At 62.9% G+C, this 18305-nt stretch carries 13 protein-coding genes; 4 read left to right on the top strand and 9 right to left on the bottom strand.

Annotation, left to right across the window (positions count from 1 at the left end; genetic code table 11):
• On the top strand, positions 1-907 hold a 907-nt coding region (locus JS533_RS11490), incomplete at its 5' end, for a LacI family DNA-binding transcriptional regulator (protein ID WP_241514733.1).
• A gap of 29 nt (positions 908-936) precedes the next feature.
• On the opposite strand, the gene JS533_RS11485 is transcribed toward JS533_RS11490, so the two are convergent.
• The 3 genes from JS533_RS11485 to JS533_RS11475 all read right to left on the bottom strand — a co-directional run bounded on the left by JS533_RS11485 (position 937) and on the right by JS533_RS11475 (position 7493).
• Entirely contained in the window at positions 937-3240 is a 2304-nt protein-coding gene (locus JS533_RS11485; RefSeq protein ID WP_241514731.1) for a beta-galactosidase, read from the bottom strand.
• Between the two features lie 512 nt (positions 3241-3752).
• The gene (locus tag JS533_RS11480) at positions 3753-4982 is read right to left on the bottom strand and encodes a family 43 glycosylhydrolase (protein WP_241514729.1); all 1230 of its coding nucleotides are present in this window, start codon (positions 4980-4982) and stop codon (positions 3753-3755) included.
• A 291-nt stretch (positions 4983-5273) separates the two neighbouring features.
• On the bottom strand, positions 5274-7493 hold the full coding sequence (locus JS533_RS11475) for a hypothetical protein (protein ID WP_241514727.1): 2220 nt from the start codon (positions 7491-7493) through the stop codon (positions 5274-5276).
• 231 nt (positions 7494-7724) lie between these two features.
• Here JS533_RS11475 and JS533_RS11470 point away from each other — a divergent pair, with 231 nt between their 5' ends.
• A complete protein-coding gene (locus JS533_RS11470) occupies positions 7725-10007 on the top strand; it encodes an extracellular solute-binding protein (protein WP_241514725.1) in 2283 nt (760 codons plus the stop codon).
• Between the two features lie 104 nt (positions 10008-10111).
• Here JS533_RS11470 and JS533_RS11465 read toward each other — a convergent pair whose 3' ends face one another.
• Positions 10112-11194, bottom strand: a complete 1083-nt coding sequence (locus tag JS533_RS11465) for a type 2 periplasmic-binding domain-containing protein (RefSeq protein WP_338024190.1) — start codon at positions 11192-11194, stop codon at positions 10112-10114.
• A gap of 135 nt (positions 11195-11329) precedes the next feature.
• Between JS533_RS11465 and JS533_RS13815 the strand changes: the two genes are divergently transcribed.
• A complete protein-coding gene (locus tag JS533_RS13815; protein WP_338024189.1) occupies positions 11330-11638 on the top strand; it encodes a hypothetical protein in 309 nt (102 codons plus the stop codon).
• 117 nt (positions 11639-11755) lie between these two features.
• Here the strand turns inward: JS533_RS13815 and JS533_RS11455 are convergent, their stop codons facing one another.
• The gene (locus JS533_RS11455; RefSeq protein ID WP_241514720.1) at positions 11756-12745 is read right to left on the bottom strand and encodes a hypothetical protein; all 990 of its coding nucleotides are present in this window, start codon (positions 12743-12745) and stop codon (positions 11756-11758) included.
• 327 nt (positions 12746-13072) lie between these two features.
• On the opposite strand from JS533_RS11455, the gene JS533_RS11450 reads away from it, so the two are divergent.
• Positions 13073-14044 (top strand): glycoside hydrolase family 88 protein, encoded by a 972-nt coding sequence (locus JS533_RS11450; RefSeq protein WP_338024188.1) that lies wholly within the window; start codon positions 13073-13075, stop codon positions 14042-14044.
• An 11-nt stretch (positions 14045-14055) separates the two neighbouring features.
• Here JS533_RS11450 and JS533_RS11445 read toward each other — a convergent pair whose 3' ends face one another.
• The 4 genes from JS533_RS11445 to JS533_RS11430 form a co-directional block, all read right to left on the bottom strand.
• Positions 14056-15357 (bottom strand): glycoside hydrolase family protein, encoded by a 1302-nt coding sequence (locus JS533_RS11445; protein WP_241514716.1) that lies wholly within the window; start codon positions 15355-15357, stop codon positions 14056-14058.
• A 209-nt stretch (positions 15358-15566) separates the two neighbouring features.
• The gene (locus JS533_RS11440) at positions 15567-16061 is read right to left on the bottom strand and encodes a MerR family transcriptional regulator (RefSeq protein ID WP_241514713.1); all 495 of its coding nucleotides are present in this window, start codon (positions 16059-16061) and stop codon (positions 15567-15569) included.
• 164 nt (positions 16062-16225) lie between these two features.
• Complete coding sequence (locus JS533_RS11435; RefSeq protein WP_241514712.1) at positions 16226-17812, bottom strand: type 2 periplasmic-binding domain-containing protein; 1587 nt, start codon at positions 17810-17812, stop codon at positions 16226-16228.
• A gap of 42 nt (positions 17813-17854) precedes the next feature.
• A complete protein-coding gene (locus JS533_RS11430) occupies positions 17855-18055 on the bottom strand; it encodes a hypothetical protein (RefSeq protein ID WP_241514710.1) in 201 nt (66 codons plus the stop codon).
• Between the last annotated feature and the right edge of the window lie 250 nt (positions 18056-18305).

Genomic DNA, 18305 nt, shown 5'->3' with positions numbered 1-18305 from the left:
CGAGGCCGCGCGCCGGCTCCACTATCAGGGCAACGCGTCCGCCCGCAGCCTGCGCCTCGGCCGCAGCAACGTCATCGCCGTGGCCGTGCACGATCTCGAACTGCCCTTCTCCGCCCAGCTCGCCCACTCGATCTCGGTGGCGCTGCGCACTCGCGGCTATCAGGCGTTCGCCCAGCAGACCCTGTTCACCGGCAGCAACGAGGAGGACGTGCTGCGCGAGCTCAACCACCAGTTCTGCGACGGCACGATCTTCTGCTCCGGCGAGCTCAAGCCCGAGCAGATGAAGAAGATCACCGGATCCAAGCCGCTCGTGATCCTCGACCCGTCCGAACCGACCGACCTGTACGACAGCGCGTACACGCCCAGCCGCGCCGGCGTATACGCCGTCACCAGGCACGTGCTGGACTCCGGCTGCCGCAAACCGTTGCTGCTGGGCGTCGCCTACACGCCGTATGAGGTCTGCTCCCCGCTATCCGACGTCAGCAGCGCGCGACTGGCCGGCTTCTTCGACGCCTGCCGTGACGCCGACGTCGCGGTCGGCCCGGACAACATGGCCGCCCCGGCCGCATGGACCGGTCCGGCCGCGCACGACGCGACGCTGCGACTGCTCGACGAGGGCCGCGATTTCGACGCGATGATCTGCCTATCCGACACGATGGCGGTTTCCGCGCTGCAGGCGCTGCAGGAACGCGGCGTCAGCGTGCCGGACGACGTGTCCGTGGCCGGCTTCGACGGCACGGCCGACGCGCGCGCCGTCCATCCGGCCATCACCACGGCCGCGATCGACATCGACGGCCTCGCCGAAACGCTCGCCTCGCTGCTGCTGCGGCGCATCGACGACCCCGACGCGCCGATCGAAACCCGCACTGTCGGCTTCACGCTCGACGTGCGCGGATCCACGCGCTGACGCGACGCCGTCGGCCGTCCGCGCGACCGTCAGTAGTGGATCGGATTGGCCTCGTCCGGCACGCGGTCGAACGCGGCCCGCTCCCCCGCCGCCACGCGGTACACGGCCTCGTGGCAGTCGCGCATCGCCGCGGCCATCTCCGGATACTCCTGCATGCACACGTCCACGAGTCCGATCTGGTAGTTCTCGCCGTCGAACCGGCCGATCGCGCTCTGGTCGTTGTACTGGAAGTAGTGCGCGCCCACGAAATACGGGCTGCGCGCGGCCTGCTCCACGTAGTAGCGGTAGGCGACGCCGCGCTCGGCCTGCGTGGTCACGCCGCGGATGCCGTGCGCGGTCAGGCCGCGGTCGAGCGCGCCGTGATGGAACTCGCCGACCATGACCGGCATGTCGAGCATGCGCCCGACCTGCTCGACCTGATCGTACGCGGTGCGCTGGTAGCTGTTGATCGAGAACACGTCGTAGCAGTCGGCGCCGGCCAGCAGGCTCTTGTCGGTGATGTACGCGTAGCGCATGCCGAGGTTGAGATGATGCGGGTCGACACGGCGCAGCGCCTCGGCCGGCACGCGCACGTACCGGTCGATCATCATCGTCGAGAACGTCCTGAGATCGTCGGCGGCGCCCGGCCACGCGGCCGCCGCACGGAACCGCGGTTCGGCCGTGATCTCGTCGAACGAGCCGAACGACGACTTCCAGCGCGCGTTGAGCGCAGCCACGTCGCCGTGGTACCGTTCGCGCAGCCAGTCGGCGAACCGGTGCTTCGATGCGAGGTCGGCCGGGTTGGCGAGCATCTCCTCGGCGATGTTGAGATCGTAGACGAACGCCCAGTTCGGCTCGTTGCGCATGAAGTAGCCGATCATGTTCCGGTCGTCCTTCCATGCTTCGAGACCGGCCGCATAACGGGCGGACGCGCGCTCGTATTCGGGGTCGAACACGTCGGGGAAGTCGCGGAAGACCATGCGCGGCGTGCTCGGGAAGCCGACGCCGGCGAGCTCCTCGACCGGCAGTACGTACGGCAGGCCGGCCTCGCGGATGAAGCCGCGGTCGGACCAGTTGCCGATCGTGTTCACGCCCCAGTCGAGCAGATGCCGGCGCGTGATGCGCGCCCACGCGTCGCGCCAGTCACGTTCACCGAACGCGGCGCGCAGGTTGGCCTTGCCGTAGTCGTAGAACGCGGTGACGCCGTTGCAGCCGCGCGCGTCCGCACGCCAGCTGAACGACAGGTCGGTCGGGTCAACGGTCGGTTCATTGCGTCGGCGGCCGGCGTCGGCGGCCGGATTGCGCTTGTCGTCGTTGGATGACGTCGATGATGCGGACGTATCGTTTGCATCAAGTACGTCCGTGGTCCGTGACGACGCCGCGGCCGCGTCGATCGCATGCTTCAGCAGTCCGGCGACGTGCGCGTCCAGCCATGGACGTACCGGATCGACGCGTGTTCCGACGCCCGGCCCGATGCAGTCGACGCCGGTGGAGACGAACGCGTTGCCGTCTGGATCGACGAGCCAGAAGCGGCCGGGTTCGCCGTTCGCGCCGGCGGATTCGCGTTCGACACGGAACCAGCCGGTCGCCTCGAACCGTTTGCCGGTCCAGCCGCCGAAGCGGTCCCAACCGTCCAGCGTGTAGCCAGACTCCGGCAGGCCATGCTTCGCATCCGATCGATCAGTCGTCGTCACCGGCGTCGCGGTCTGTGCCACGGTGCTACCCTCCGGCCCGGACGCCGGAGCAGAGCTGTTACCCGCCGCCGGTCCAACGCCGGCCATCGCGCGCAGCACGGCGGTGCAGGCGGCACGGTCGGCGATTTTGCCGGGCCACTGCTTGGGCAGCCACTGGCCAAGTTCGTCGACGAGCGGTTGGTCGGGAATGTCGATCTTCGGCATGGCATCGAGCAGTTCGCACGGCCACAGGCGCACGCTGCGGTCGGGCAGACTCGGCGTGGCGGAGAGCACGATCTCGGCGATGTCTGAGCGGCGGATGCGCTTGCCGAAGATGGTCATCTTAAGGCGTCCGAGCGTGCGCGGGGCGAACAGCGTTTCACCGTCGAGCCATGTGAGGTCGAACGGGACGGGCACTTCGACGCCGGGCAGCAGGCCGAACACGGCACGCAGCGTCGGGTCGTCGCCGCGTTCGCGCTGGCCCGCCTCGTAGAAGGCGAGCTGGAGGCAGACGGAATGCGCGTCGAGGCTTTGCGCCCGCACGCTCAGGCAGGCGGCCGTCTCGAGAGAGCGCGCGGCCTCGGGCATCGTCGCGCGATCGAATATCGTCAGATCGATCCCCTCGGCGGGATACGCCACATCAACGGGACCTTCCTGTCCCGGCTGGCAGAGCAGTTGCATCACGGAACCCCTTTCCGCAACTTACTATATCGTTACACATCTTGCGTTCCGCGGCATTTGCCGCCCTTTGGCGCTGGCTGAGCCTCAGCGCCCTGCAATTACGGACGGGCTTCGCCCGCATTCCGCCGGATCGCCTGCCAGCTCGCACATCGTCCACAAACAGCTCTGCCGTTTGTTTCACGGCGATCCGGGCTATGTGCTGGCGGAGCTGGCGGAGCCTCGGCCCCCTCACTGAGGGGGCTGTCGAGCGTAGCTCGACTGGGGGAGCTCCGCGGCCAAAGGCCGCCGAACAAACAGCATCGCGCTCAGCGCGATACCGCACATTGTCAGCGAATCCACAGCGCAATCGAACGGAACATTGCGGGGAACCGCATGGTTCGCCATGAAAGCGGCGGTTATATGGAGTCACGGCCGCAAAGGCCGCACATAATTGAACACACCTCTCTTCTTCTCCCTCTCTCGAAAGCCCGGCCCCAACAGCCGGGCTTTTTCCTTGCGAGAGTCCGCCCTGTCTACTCGTCGCGGCTCGGATCGGTGATGCCGTCGAGGTCGGCGCGGTGGCGGCCGAGGTGGAAACCGTCGTCGGCCACGGCGACCTCGTAGACGATGCCGTGCGCGACGAGCGGCTTGCCGTCGGTGTCCTTGCGAGTCATGTTGGTGTGCATGATGAGCAGGAGCGTGCCGTCGAGCGCGCGGAAGACCATCGCGTGCCCCGCGTCGCTGTAGTCGAGCGGTTCGAGCTGCTCCCACGGTCCGGCGACGCGGCCGGAACGCGAGATCGCCTGCGAGAGGATGTATTCGCCGCGCGAGTACGACGTCCATACACTGACCAGCGAACCGTTCGGCGTGCGTGCGACGTACGGACCGTCGGTCACGTAGCCGCCCGAGCCTTCGGCCACCGTCGACCGGAACAGGTCGGAGTCGAAGTCGCCGCGCCATCCGCCGGCCGGGGCGTCGCCGTCGGCCGGATGCCATATGCCTTCGCTCGCGGACCACAGGTGCACCGGTTCGCCGATGCCGTGCGCAAGGTCGTCCGGGGCGAGCCGGATCGCCTCCATCGTGCCGTCGAACAGATCCACCCATTCGTGCGCGTAGATCATCCACGGCGAACCGTCCACGTCGATCGCAAGCGTGCCGTCGAGCGCCATCGCGTCGGGCGGGGTTGCCGGGCGCGTCGGGTCGACGATCGTGAACGGCCCGCGCGGCGAGTCGGCCACGGCGACGAACACGCCACGGCGATGACGGAGTTCATGGCTGCGATACCATTGCGGACCGCCGGACGGGTATGCCGCATCCGTGCGCTCGGCGTGCAGCGTGACGAACATCCAGTAGCGACCGTGCCACTCGTGCACTTCGGGCGCCCACGGCGAGTCGCAGTCGTCGTACCATGCGCCGGCGGGCACGTCGTTCAGGTCGAACACGTCGACCGGCTCGGAGAACCGCTTCAGATCGGGGCTCACGTACAGCACCACGGATTTGCCGAAGCCGTGCGCCGCGTCGCGGTACTGGTAGTAGTTCGCGTTGTACAGGTAGTACAAGCCGCTCGCCTGGTCCGCGAGCACGAACGGGTCGTGCAGACTGAAGTCGTGCATGCGCAGCGGATAGGCGGTTTCGTCAGTCGGTTTGGACTCGATCTGTCTGGATTCGACCGGTTCGGCCGGCTTGGGCTTAGTCGGTTCGGATACGACCTGCGCGGATTCAGCTGGCTCAGATTTAACCTGTGAGGCCTGGTTGGTGGACATCGTTGACTCACTTTCACATATCGACGACATGGCCAGCCTCCAATGATAGCGTTACCATCGTCAAACCAATCCTCTGCGACTCAATGCTGACGGTAGTGCCGGCGGAGCCTCGGCCCCCTCACTGAGGGGGCTGTCGAGCACAGCTCGACTGGGGGAGCTCCGCGGCCGCAAGGCCGCCAACAACACAGCATCGCACGACAGTGCGATACCAACAGCTGAAATGTTTCACATGAAACACTCCATGAAACAACTTGGCCGTGCTTCATGTGAAACACCTGGCGTGAAACACGCTCACTCAGTCTCCAGCAGCCGACGCACGATGAAGTACAACGCCCAGTCCTGATCGTTGGCCATCGGGTCGGCGAAATGCGCACGTTCGCCGTTCACCGAGAACGGGAACACATACGCGCACGACGCGGTGCCGTCCGGGAAGAACAGCTGCAGCAGCGCACGACGCGACGCCTCGGCGCGACGATGGTAGAGAGAAGCGGACTCGACGGCGGTCACCAGCACGTCCGAAGCTGTCAGATCACCATGCACCGATTCCAGCGCCGCGGCGATGTCGCCTGCAGCATCAACGTCATCACCGGCAACATCACCCTCGCAGTCGCGCGCATCACTTTCGCCGCCCTCCAGCAGCTCACCAGCCAGATCGAACACGTCGGCCGTCAGACCGCTCCAATAGTGCGGGAACGTGTCGCCGTACTGCTTACGTTTGCCGAACCAGAAGCCGTCCCAGTGTCGGATCGCCACCTCGTTCAGGTGTGCGTCCGGCTGGCATCCGTTGAACTGGTCAAGCACGTGCAACTGGTCGAAGCCTGCGCGCAATAGTTCGCGGTCGCCGGTCAACGCGGCCGTCTGCAGGATCACGCTCGCCGCGGGAGCGACGATCGACTGCTCGTAGTTGACCTCGTGCTTCGGATAGCGCAGTCCGAGTCCGGCCAGCGTGCGCGCGTGCGTGAGGAACAGGTCGCGCATCCTGGCGTACAGGTCGCACTCCCCCGCCTCCTGCAGCGCGCGACCGAGCGCAAGCACCGGCAGCTCGAGCGGATAGAACCGGCTGCCGCCGTTCGCGTAGAACCATGCAAGGATGCGCGCGGCGATGCGAAGGTTCTCGACGTCGCCGTCCGACTTCCAGAATTCGACATACAGTTCCGCGAACCATGGCGCGTTGTACAGGCGCCGGTACGAGTTGTCGCGCGGCGAGTCGTTGAACACCTCGCCGGTGGCGGTGTCGACCAGTTCGCGTTCGACGAACGCGCGATAGTCAGCGAGGCTCGCCGCGAGTTCGTCGCGCAGCGGCAGCGCGTCGCCGTCGCCGAACAGCGCGTGCGCCACATCGGCGATCAAGTCGCCGGATTCGCCGACGATCACGCCGTGATCAAGCGCGCGCAGATACGCGGCGATGAGCAGGGCCATGCACACGCGTTCGCGACCGGCGTTGTAGTCGTTGACGACGTGCCCCTTGTCGTCGCCGGCGTAGTAGTACTGCCGACGGTCCTCGTTGTCGTACGCCAGATACGCGCCCTTGAGATGCGGATCGTCGCCGCGGTACTGCTGTTTGCGTGCGATGAAACGCACGCGTTCGGCGAGCAGTTCGTCGATCGGCGCGGAGACGAATACGCGCGTATGCACGGTACGTCCGCCGGCCTCGACGGTGAAGACATGCTCGCCGATGCGGTCGCGGTAGGCGTCGTGCGTGAACACGTCGGCGTCGGACGGCGTATAGACGAACTCGTACGTGCCGTCGCCGAGCGGGCGGGCCGGCCTGCCGTTGACGGTGACGGTCGATGCCGTCACGTCGCCGGCAGTACTGACGGCGAACGACGGGCGGATTCGCAACGTCGCCGATTCTCCGGGGAAGACGACCGTACGGTCCCATCGTGCGTCGATGAACCGGCTGCGTTCAGCCGCCTTGATGAAGAAGTCCTCGCGCGAATCGCACGGAAAGATGACCCACGAGATCGTGCGCGTCTGGCCGGGTGCGAACTCCATGGCCTCGGGGTGGAGCACGAAGCAGCCTCGGTCGTTGCTGTAGCGCACGAAGTCGCGGCTGACGCTGTAGTCGGCGAGCGCACCTTCGGTGAGCACAAGCCCGAGATGCGGCGCCTTGCCGCTCATGCGCAGGGCGAGCGCCCAGCTGCAGGTGCCGCCGCAGAACAGGTGCACGTTGCAGTGGCGTTCGATCGAGTAGTCGTCGGTTTCGTCGTAGTAGCGGTCTTCGAGCGGCAGGGTGATGCCGATGTCGCCGACGGCAGTGCAGATGGTCTTGCCGGTCGCGTTGCCGAGCATGACGTCGGTGACGATCGTGTCGCCGTCGCGCAGCATGTGCACGGTGGCCTCGATGCCGTCCGGCGCGGCGACGGCCGCATACGGATGGTCCGACCGCAGCCAGTTCATGTTCGACGGATCACCGTCGAACCGGATCTCGACATGGCCGAGTTGGGACCGCATGGATGTCGTGTCGGCGTACGCCGGCACGACCGGCACGTTCTTGCCCAGTGCGTACATGGTGGTTGTCTCCTTTCGCGGGCCGCCTTCGGTCCGCAACATGAGTGCTCAATTCAAAATCGCAACGCTGCGATTTTATATGCGGCGCCTCCCTCCTGTCAACCGAACGGAGACACCGGCACGCCATCACAGCATTTCGCCATGTCCCCATCGTTCCTCCCGACCGCATACTGTCCAACTTGTTGACAATTCTTGCCAGATCAGCACCGGATCGGTGACATAATGGCGATCATGGCAACCACCATCCGACGCAAGCCCACGCTCAACGACATCGCCGAGGAGGCGGGTGTCAGTCTTTCCGCCGTCTCCCGCGCCCTGCGGCATCCCGGCCGGCTCAACGCGCGCACCGAGGCGCATATCCGCGAGGTCGCGCGGCGTCTCGGATATCTCGACGACCCCACCGCGAACGACCGATTCATCAGCTACGCATCAACCAACCTGGTCCCCATCATCGTGTCGGACATCGGCGACCCCCTCGTCATGGCGGCCACGGACGGCATGCGTCGGCGACTGTCGGCCCGCGGATACCATGCGGCCATCATCGAGGAGAACGACATCATCACCCGTGACGGACTGGCCTCGCAATTCCGCAAGCTGCCGGCATGCGGCACGATCATGCAGTACCAGTCGCTGCGCGAGCAGGAGATCAAGTCGCTCGGCGCCCGGATGCCCCTGGTGCTGTTCGGCCGTGACGTCAGGGGAATCGCCAGCGGCGGCATCGACACCGCGGGCGCCGTAGCGCATATGCTCGACGCGCTGCAGGCTGCGGGCTACGCCAGCATCACCTGTCTTGCCGGAGCCGATGAGGGTCCGATCCGGGAGACGATCCGCCGTCAGATCGCCGACGAGGCGGCCCGCCGCGGCATGCGTATGCAGACGCTGCTGGGATGCCCCCGCGACGCCGTCTCCGCCGACAGCACGCTGGAACGGTTTCTGGGCCGCCCGACCCATGCCGTGTTCGCGACGGACAATGCCATCGCCGTGCATTTCATGGCGGCGGCGATCCGACGTGGCGTCCGCGTTCCGGATGAGCTCGCCGTAATCGGCTTCGGCGATGATCTGACGGAGGGACTCGGCCTGCCGTCGCTCGCCCATGTCTCATGTCCGATGGAGGATCTGGGCACCGATTGCGCGGAGATGCTGATCTCCCTCGTCAAATCGCAGCACCCCGACAATGCCGTACGCAACGCGAGATTCGTCGCCGGCGGCAGTACAGGTCTCACGCACCGGCTCCGCGGCGTCACGGCAAAGCCGGTCTCCGAAGGACGGATGTCACATACGCAGACCGTCGACCGGCCCATCGAACTGACCATCATGGCCAGCTCGTTCCAGGATTGGGACCGTCACATCGACGTCTATGCCAAGTTGCATCCGGAGGTCTCCATCCGACGGGTCGAGGGCGGATCGCAGGCCGAGATCGTGGCGAAGCTGTACCAACGCACGCGCGCCGGACGCGACATCCCCGACATCGCAGTCGTCGAATACCGTTGGCTGCCGCAGCTGGCCGAGGACCGCATGCTGCTGAATCTCAACACGCCGGCCATCCGGGCCACGTTCCGCCAGCAGTTCGTCGCCGACTGCTGGAACGCGGCGCGATACGGGGACGGCGTATACGGCGTGCCCTGCGACTACGACACCACGGTGCTGTTCCGCCGCAACGACGTGCTCGACCGGTTCGGCGAGCAGACGCCCCGCACCTGGGAGGAGGTGCTGTCGATGGGCGAGCGGATGCGCCGGCAGGATCCGTCCATGCACGCCGTGGCGTTCAACACCCTTGATTCCGCACCGTTCCTCGCCCTGCTGTACATGGCCTCGGCGCGACCCTGGTCGGTGGATTCCGGCAAGGGCGGAATCCGTCTGTCCCTGGATTCCGAGCCGGTGCGGCGTACGGTCGCGCTGCTGCAACGCGGCATCGACGCCGGCGACATCCTGCCGATGAACTTCAACGACCCGGCGTTCGACGCGCAGGTCCGCGACGCACGCATCGCCACCGTGTTCAGCGCCAACTGGTTCTGCGAGAGCATCGTGCGCAACTGGCCGGACGACCGGGGACTGTGGCAGGTCGCGCTGCCCCCGTCGTTCGGCGATCCCGCGTCGCTGGTCACCGCGCATATCGGCGGTTCGGCGTGGACGATCAGCAATCGGCTGCCGCCGGAACGCCGCAATGCGGCGGCACAGTTCGCCTTGTGGGCGCAGACCGATCCCGCCTCCGTCGACGTGCAGCTGGACCGGATCATGTCGGCCACGACGTACTTCCACCGCAATACGAGGCTCACCGGCAGGATCGACCCGTTCTTCGGCCAGAAGCTGTACGACGTGTTCTTCGATGCGGCCGAGCACCTGAGCCACGAGTTCGCCTATCTGCCGTTCATGCCGCAGGTGGAGGCCGTGTTCTCCGACACCGTCAGGCCGCAGCTCGTCCCCGGCGGCGACATCATGGGGCAGATGGCCAACTGGCAGTCGCAGATCGCGGCGTTCGCACGCGCGAAGGGATACGAGGTGGAGATCTGCTAAGGGATGGACGGCCGAAAGGGGCGCGCCACGAACGGGCGGGGGCGCACCCGTCCATCGGATGCGCCCCCGCCCGAATCTCACTGGGGAATCTCACCGAGGAGCCGTCACTTCATGTACTTGTCGTACCACTTCTGCCAGATCTCGACGTTCTGGTCGATGTTGTACGTCTTGAGGTTCTTCACATAGGTGGCCCACTGGTCATCCGGGACGCCCTTGCCGTCATTGATCCACTTGGCGATCACCGGCACCGCATAGTTGATCATCGTTGCGCCGTTGTTCGACAGGGTCACACGATCCTCATCGCTGGGGTTCACATAATTCGGGATCACATCCTTGGCAGGATCGACATGGGATAGTTGGTCCTCGTATACCTTGCTCTCCTCGGACTTCTGCATGTCCTGCTTGGAACCGTTTTTGATCTCCACGCTGTCGGGGATCCACCCGCCGAAATGCTCCTGCAATCCGGCGCTCTGCTTCTCCCATTCGGGCTTCATCGTGTAGGTGTTCCCGTCCTTGGTCCAGTACTTGGAGTCGCCGTAGTACTGCTTGATCGAGAACTCCTCGGAGTACATCGCGTTCAGCACCTTGAGGATCTTGTCCATGCGGGGGGAATCCTTCTTCACCGCCACCGCGTTCGCCGCATAGACACCGGACGAGGAATCCCACGTCACCTTCTCGGGAGAGACCCCCGGTGCCGCGGGAACCGGCATGGACACGTATTCCTCGGACATCGACATGTCCATGCTGGACCAGCCGATCTCCACGCCGATGGTGGATATCTTCTTGTCGCCCTGCAGCTTGGCGTAGTACTTGGACCAGTCGGATGTCAGATCGGATTTGCTGAGCACACCGTTGTGCACCATGTCACTCAGATAGTCGATGACCTGCCGGAATTCATCCGTCGTCATGTACGTGGCGACCTTACCGTCCTTGACATAGTAGCCGCTTCTCGTGGCGTCGTTGGACGAGGTGGTTTCGATGCCGAACGAGTTGAGGAACAGGAACGGGGAGAACGATTCGATGACGTTACTGGTGCTCAGCGGACGGAGGATGATGGGGATCTCGTCCGCCTGCCCGTTGCCGTTCGGATCCCGGGTCTTGAACGCGCTCAGTACCTCCATCAGCTCATCCCACGTCTGGGGGACGGCGAGTCCCAGTTTATCCAGCCATGTTTTATTGATCAGCATGATATTCGACGGCGAATCCAGAAGTTTCCCACGATAATTCGGCAGATTATACATCTTGCCGTTCAAGGTCTCCACATATTTTTTAGCCTCAGGTTTGGCATCGAAGAATTTCTCCACATTCGGCATTTCCTTAAGGTGCGGAAGAAGATCCTCGAATTGCCCGCTGAATTTCGCCGTATCACTGGGATTATAGGCGTACAGCGATATATCAGCGACATCGTCGGCCGCCAGGGCCTGGGTTTTCTGATTATTCCAAGTACCTTCGTCCAGCACCTTGATATCAAGATCGACACCCGTCTGCTTTTCGAGTTCCTTCGGCCAATCCATGTTGTTGACACGCATCATTTCGGTGCGCTCATTAATCATGATGGTCACCGGATCATTCGCTCCGCTTGCGCTTTTCGACTCGCAGGCGGCCAACGGCGCCAGCATCGCGATCATTGAAACGAAAGCAATCGTTTTTCTAGTTGTCATGGACATCATTGTTCATTCCTTTACCATGTTCAATATGAACGAATAATTAGTACGATCGTCGCGCATTCATATCCTGCACGTATCCGGTCAGCGTTCGCAGCTTCCCGGAATTTCCGACACCCCTGGCTCGCTGAGGATCTGCACCGAAGTCGCCGGCCCCAACCGCTCCCAGTCGTAGACACTCCAGACCACATGCCCGTTCGCGTCCACTTCCAACAGCTGCGGAGTCTCCCCCTTGTTGCCGCGCGAACACAACACCGTGTTGCCGTTGGCGAGCCTCACGCAAGTCTGGCTGGCCTCCATACGGTATGCGGGATCGACGTCATCCATACGCAGCTGCCACACCGTCTCGCCGGCAGGGGTCACCTCCAACGTGCGGTTCTCCCGTTCCGCACTGATCAGGGTGTTGCCGTTCTTCAGGCGTATGGCGGCCCACGGGCCTGCCACATTGTCATACTGCCAGATCGGATGCATGTCGAGATCGTATTCGACGACCTTCTCCTCGGTCATGTGCGGGACCAGTAGCGTATGGTTCGCGGTATACCGGATCCGGCGGAATTGTCCGTGCACCGATACGGAGGGATCACAGGGAACCTCCATCTCCTTGACGATCCCGCTGGTGGTGCGGTCGATGATCACCGCGCGCGGAGGCCTCCCGTTCACCATCATCAGCAGATGACGGTCGTCGATCGGCTGCACCGCATGGATCTCCGTCCCCGGTTCAGCGTCGTATCGCCAGACCAGACGCTTGTCCGGCGTCACCTCGCCCACCCAGCTCATACGGGAGAACACGATGTTGCCGTTGCGCAGCATCCAGATATCGTCGTATTCCCAGCCCGGTTCCGTGGAATACGTCCAGATGATCTTTCCGCGATCGATCAGCATGATGGTGTTGTATCCCTCGCCGATATACAGCATCGAATAACGGGACAGGCCACCGCCCGGCCGGGCAAGACCCTGCGCATCCGAATCGACCGACCAATCCCGTTCCGGGGGATCCGCCTCCTCCGGACCCCGTTCAGGAACATTTTCCGCGGTGAACAACGGCAATAGCGACATCAATGAATCATTGTCCATGATCTAAAACTCCCCTGCTGAATAATCTTGCGCCCGCGGGATATCCTCACTGCGTATCCCCTGCGAACACACATCACACTAATCGCTCAAGTTACCTTGAGTGCAAGCATCTTCCGCGTGTCGCATAGAAAAAATGATCCTTCGTGCACGACATATCGAATCACCTATCACATCGCATATCGGGTCACACGCCAGAACGCACCCAAAGCCATAGCCGCCGCGTCAATACCGCGTGACAAAATACATCCGACGAGATCCTCATGACACCAACGTCAAATCACATATTAATCAATATATTTACGCACTTTCGCAAGAAAAGGAAATCCAATGGCGGAATCTATTTCAACGATGTCCCGCGTGGCATTGGCCCTGCTGTCCATGCAACGATATTCATGGGAACAGGGAACAGCGATGCAGGCTTTTCTGGAGATGAACCGCATGGACGTGGTCATTCCCATGGCAAAGGAGGCCGCATCCCGGCGGGTCCATGACGGTCGGGTGGCGCAGATCGGAGCGCAGGACGCCGCCACCGATCCATGCGCAGCCGGAGAGCCCCTGATCGAGGCCGCCCGCATGACCCACGACCACGATCTGGCCGACGCCGCCGACGGGCTACTCGTCTGGGCGCTCCACAACGCGCCCCGCAACAGGTCCGGCATCGTCTACCACTTCGCATCCGGCACCGAATTCTGGGCGGACTCCCTGTACATGCTGCCGCCGTTCCTCGCGGCGGCCGGACACCCCGACGAAGCACTGCTCAACTTCCTCGGATATTGGGATGCGCTCTACGACAACGAATCAGGATTGATCAGCCATATGTGGGATGACGGCCGTCAATGCTTCTCCCGTAAGGCCCATTGGGGCACCGGCAACGGCTGGGCGCTCGCGGCGGCCGCCCGCATGCTCGGCGGACTGCTCACCCGGGACCGCTATGCAGCCGGCATCGCCGACATCACGGATCGGGCCACCACGCTATTGGCCGACCTGCTGCGCCATATGCGCCCCGACGGCCTGTTCCACGACATCGTCGACGATCCGTCGACATTCACGGAGACGAATCTTTCGCAGATGACGGCGTACACGATCTACCGAGGCATCCACGACGGCTGGCTGTCCGACGATTGGATGGACGCGGCGGACCGCATGCGCACCGCCGCCGAGCACAAGGTGGACGAATACGGCTTCGTGCACGACGCCTGCGGCGCACCTGGATTCGACGCCCCCGGATTCTCCCCGGAGGCGCAGGCGTTCCACCTCATGATGGAGCACGCCTTCCGCGCGCTCGCCGCATCCCGCTGATCACGGACCCGTCACGCCCAGGACGTCTGGGCATAGGCGACGTTGACGAAGGAGCCGTGGCCTCCAGCCAGACCTTTTTTGCTTCGCCACACGTTCGTTTCGCCGGTGACGCGGATCGTGGCCGTATAACGACCGGCCGGCACCGGCTCGGTCACAAACAGCGGCCCGTCGTACGCATGCGTCGCATAGGTATCGAACAGATGCGACATGATCGTCGCGCCGTTCTCACCAGTGACGGCGAGACGGCCGTAACCGCAATCCGGCCCGCGATGTCCATACAGGTGCAGCCGCCCCGGTCCGTCGACGATCTCGAACGCGAACGAGGTTCCGGCGTCCGGCCGATCCGCGTACAGGTCGATGGCGATGCGCTCGCCCTGCGCGATGACGGATTCGCCGGTGCCGATGTCCCACATCGGCCAGCATCGCGGCAATGACAGCCTCGGCGGCTCGACGTCCCCGATTCCGGCGGCATCATCGTCTATCCGCAACGGCAGCCATACCAGACTCGCGCAGGATCGCTGGTGCGGGCTCGACCAACGGTCGCCGATGTATACCAGTTCACTGCCATGCGCAGTTTCCACGGGCAGCACGAAGCAGCATTGCGTGTTCCAGGTATCGGTGCCCTCCGGCGCGATCAGGCCGCGATATGTCCACGGCCCGGCGGGATCGGATGCGGTGAAGTAGAAGTTGTCGTTGCGGCCCCAACCGGTCAGATGGGACATGAGCAGATAGTAGATATCGCCCACCCGGGTCATCGTCGGAGACTCGCCGTAGGGCTCTAGCGATTCCGGATGAATCAGTTCCGCAGACAGATAATCGTCGGCGAGTCGATAGATCGCACCACCGTGCAGCAGCAGGTACCCGGCACCATCGTCGTCTTGGAACACGCCCATATCCCACATACGGATCGGCTCGTTGCCGCACAGCACCGGGCCCACCAGACGGTATTCGCCCGCGACGCTGTCGGATACCGCCATCAGGATCATGGGATCGGTATGCGCGATGTTGTCCGAATGCATGAACATCACGTACAGACCCGTCTTCGGGCATCGCATGACCTTGGCTCGCTCTCCTGCTCGTCCCGGACCTAGACGGCCGGCTTGCTGGCAAGACAGGACGATGCGTTCGAAATGCCAGTCGGTCAGGTTCTTTGACGAATAGCAGGCGAATCCTTCGAATTCCTTGCTTGCATCGTTCCGGTACTCGCCGAACATGTAGTACGTGCCATGTTCCCTGACGACGCCCGGAGCATGGGCGTTCACAGGCTCCCCTCGATCGTCAAACCATGGCACGCCGTTGTATATTATGCCCATCGCATGATCCCTCTCGCTTCGATCTGACGCTCACGGTGCGGTCTCCACTGATCCGCAAGCCATGAACTTGGCTTCATGCTAGCCGCTTAAGTTATCTTGAGCACAAGGGCTTTCGGTGTGTCGATACGTATCAAAAAACGGGATGGACATGCTCGTCCATCCCGTCGACAGCCGCTGGGCACAGTCGGACAATCCTCTCGAAAGGCTCGTCACGCGTCGAACACGGCGTTGCGGTAGTCACCCCAGTCGGGTTTGCTACCACCGTGCTCGTAATACTCATCCAGATCGCCGTAGAAATGCAGCTTGCGCAAAATATGAGCATGCGCTTCGGCCAGCTCACGCTGCTTGCGTTCCAGCTCGGCGCGATGGTCACGCAGCAGCTGCACCATATCGCCGATATGGTGCTCCTCGTCGACCTCGTATCCGAAGAACCGCTGCAGGTCGCCTATCGACATGCCGGCGTGCTTGAAACAGCAGATAGTGCGTAGACGATGCAGATGCCCTTCCCGATACACCCGTCGTCCGGACGGCGCGCGACCGACGTCATACAGCAGGCCGATCTCCTCGTACCAGCGCAATGTCGACGGCTCCATGCCGAACATGGCGCACACTTCGCGGATCGAATACATACGCTCTACAGCGGCACGTTCCGACGAATCGTCGGCATTCGCAACAGCCATGCCACCATCCTCCTTTTGCCTCATGGTTCCGTTCATCCAGCCACCGATGCACGTACATACCGAATACCGAATACGCCGAAGCGGACGGCCGCGAATTCCCAGGAGAGGAGAAAAATTCGCAACCGTCCGCAACGGTCCCCATCAGGGGATGCGCCGTTGCCGTCGATGAACCAGCAATGACGCAAGCATCACTTCATGTACTGGTCGTACCACTTCTGCCAGATCTCGACGTTCTGGTCGATGTTGTACGTCTTCAGGTTCTTCACGTACGCGTTCCACTGGTCGTCCGAAACGCCCTTGCCGTCATTGATCCACTTGACGATGACCGGCACCGCGTAGTTGATCATCGTTGCGCCGTTGTTCGACAGGGTCACGCGATCCTCGTCGTTCGGGGTGACGTATCCGGGAATCACATCCTTGGTCTTGTCGACGTGGGAGAGCTGCTCGTCGTAGACCTTGCCCTCCTCGGCCTTGCGGGTGTCCTCCTCGGGGGCGTTCGCGATCTCGACATCGTCGGGGATCCAGCAGCCGCAGTGCTCCTTGATGCCGGGCAGCTGCGCGTCGTTGTAGAGCTTCGTCCACTCGTCGCTCATCGTGTACGTGCTGCCATCCTTCTTCCAATACTTGGAATCGCCGTAGTACTGCTTGACCGAGAACTCCTCGGAGTACATCGCATTGATCACCTTGAGGATCTTGTCCATGCGGGGGGAATCCTTCTTCACCGCGACCGCGTTCGCCGTGTAGTTGTTCTGCGAGGAATCCCACGTCACCTCATCAGAGGACACGCCCGGGGCGGCCGGAACCGGAATGGACACGTACTCGTCCGGCACGGACATATCCATGCTGGACCAGCCGAACTCCATGCCGACCGTGTTGATCTTGCCGTCGCCCTTGAGCTTGGCAGAGTACTTCGACCAATCGGAGGTCAGGTCGTTCTTGTTGAGTACGCCCTTGTTCACCATCTCGCTGAGGAAATCAATCACCTGGCGGAACTCATCGGTCGTCAGGTAGGTGCCGACCTTGCCGTCCTTGACGTAGTATCCGGAACGGGTCGCGTCGTTCATCGCCGTGGTCTCGATGCCAAACGAGTTGAGGAACAGGAACGGCGAGTTGGAGCCCATGATGTTGCCGGTGCTCTGCGGAAGCGCGAGGTACGGCACTTCGTCGGCCTTGCCGTTGCCGTTCGGGTCCTTGGTCTTGAACGCCACCAGCACGTTCATCAGGTCGTCCCATGTCTTGGGGACTTCAAGGCCGAGCTTGTCGAGCCACGCTTTGTTGATAAGCATGATGTTGGCCGGGGAGTCGAGCAGCTTGCCGCGGTAATTCGGCAGGTTGTACATCTTGCCGTTCAACGTCTCGACGTACTTCTTCGCCTCGGGCTTCGAGTCGAAGAACTTCTTGACGTTCGGCATCTGGTCGAGGTGCGGCAGCAGATCCTCGAACTGCGTGTTGAACTTCGCGGTGTCGCTGGTGCTGTAGGCGAACAGTGAGATGTCAGCGATGTCGTCGGCCGCAAGAGTCTGAGACTTCTGGTTGTTCCAAGTGCCCTCCTCGAGGGCCTGCACCTTGATCTTGACGCCGGTCGCCTTCTCCAGCTCCTTCGGCCAGTCCATCTTGGTGACCTTCTGCATATCGGAACGCTCGTTGATCAGGATCGTCACCGGATCGTCTGCGGAACCGGCGGTATCGGATCCACAGGCCGCAAGCGGTGCCAGCATCGCGACCGCCGACGCCGCGGCGATAGCCATTTTCATGGATGCTCTTGTTCTGGACATGGTTGTTCTCCTTCATCGGATACGACTGGTCGAACCGGCACATCAACAACGTTGCGATTGCATCGGTTCGGCATCATCGTCAATGCCGTTTCCTGATTGGGTTTTCTTCTTCTCGATCGATTGGTTCCCATTATGCCGGAAACCCCGTTCCCGTTCCATTTTTTTGACAGATTTGCCAAATCCTCCGGGAGCACACAACCTCATATCCGCACACAAAAAACGGGACGGACGATGTTCGTCCATCCCGTTTTCCATCGTGTCACGGCAATCGCGTACACGCCCGAACGCACCGCCATGCGCCGCCCGCCCCTCTATCGCAGCACATTCATAGAGCTTTCTGGCCGGCGCATGGCGCTCGTCAGACCATTACGACCGGACGAGTTCGGCGCGCCAGATGTTGACGTAGGAGTCGGTGCCGCCACGGCGGACGCTGTTCTTTTCGATCCATAGGCCGGTCTCGCCGAGCGCCTGCACGTCGACCTGGTACCGTCCG

The sequence above is a fragment of the Bifidobacterium amazonense genome, from assembly GCF_018555435.2.
Lineage (GTDB): Bacteria > Actinomycetota > Actinomycetes > Actinomycetales > Bifidobacteriaceae > Bifidobacterium > Bifidobacterium amazonense.
This window is presented reverse-complemented; position numbering and strand designations above follow the sequence as displayed.

What these genes read in the sequence shown, in the direction of transcription:
- JS533_RS11485 (WP_241514731.1), bottom strand. Translation starts at nt 3,240, where the DNA reads ATGCAACTGCTCTGCCAGCCGGGACAGGAAGGTCCCGTTGATGTGGCG.
- JS533_RS11480 (WP_241514729.1), bottom strand. Translation starts at nt 4,982, where the DNA reads ATGTCCACCAACCAGGCCTCACAGGTTAAATCTGAGCCAGCTGAATCC.
- JS533_RS11475 (WP_241514727.1), bottom strand. Translation starts at nt 7,493, where the DNA reads ATGTACGCACTGGGCAAGAACGTGCCGGTCGTGCCGGCGTACGCCGAC.
- JS533_RS11470 (WP_241514725.1), top strand. Translation starts at nt 7,725, where the DNA reads ATGGCAACCACCATCCGACGCAAGCCCACGCTCAACGACATCGCCGAG.
- JS533_RS11465 (WP_338024190.1), bottom strand. Translation starts at nt 11,194, where the DNA reads ATGCTGATCAATAAAACATGGCTGGATAAACTGGGACTCGCCGTCCCC.
- JS533_RS11455 (WP_241514720.1), bottom strand. Translation starts at nt 12,745, where the DNA reads ATGGACAATGATTCATTGATGTCGCTATTGCCGTTGTTCACCGCGGAA.
- JS533_RS11450 (WP_338024188.1), top strand. Translation starts at nt 13,073, where the DNA reads ATGGCGGAATCTATTTCAACGATGTCCCGCGTGGCATTGGCCCTGCTG.
- JS533_RS11445 (WP_241514716.1), bottom strand. Translation starts at nt 15,357, where the DNA reads ATGGGCATAATATACAACGGCGTGCCATGGTTTGACGATCGAGGGGAG.
- JS533_RS11440 (WP_241514713.1), bottom strand. Translation starts at nt 16,061, where the DNA reads ATGAGGCAAAAGGAGGATGGTGGCATGGCTGTTGCGAATGCCGACGAT.
- JS533_RS11435 (WP_241514712.1), bottom strand. Translation starts at nt 17,812, where the DNA reads ATGTCCAGAACAAGAGCATCCATGAAAATGGCTATCGCCGCGGCGTCG.
- JS533_RS11430 (WP_241514710.1), bottom strand. Translation starts at nt 18,055, where the DNA reads ATGGACGAACATCGTCCGTCCCGTTTTTTGTGTGCGGATATGAGGTTG.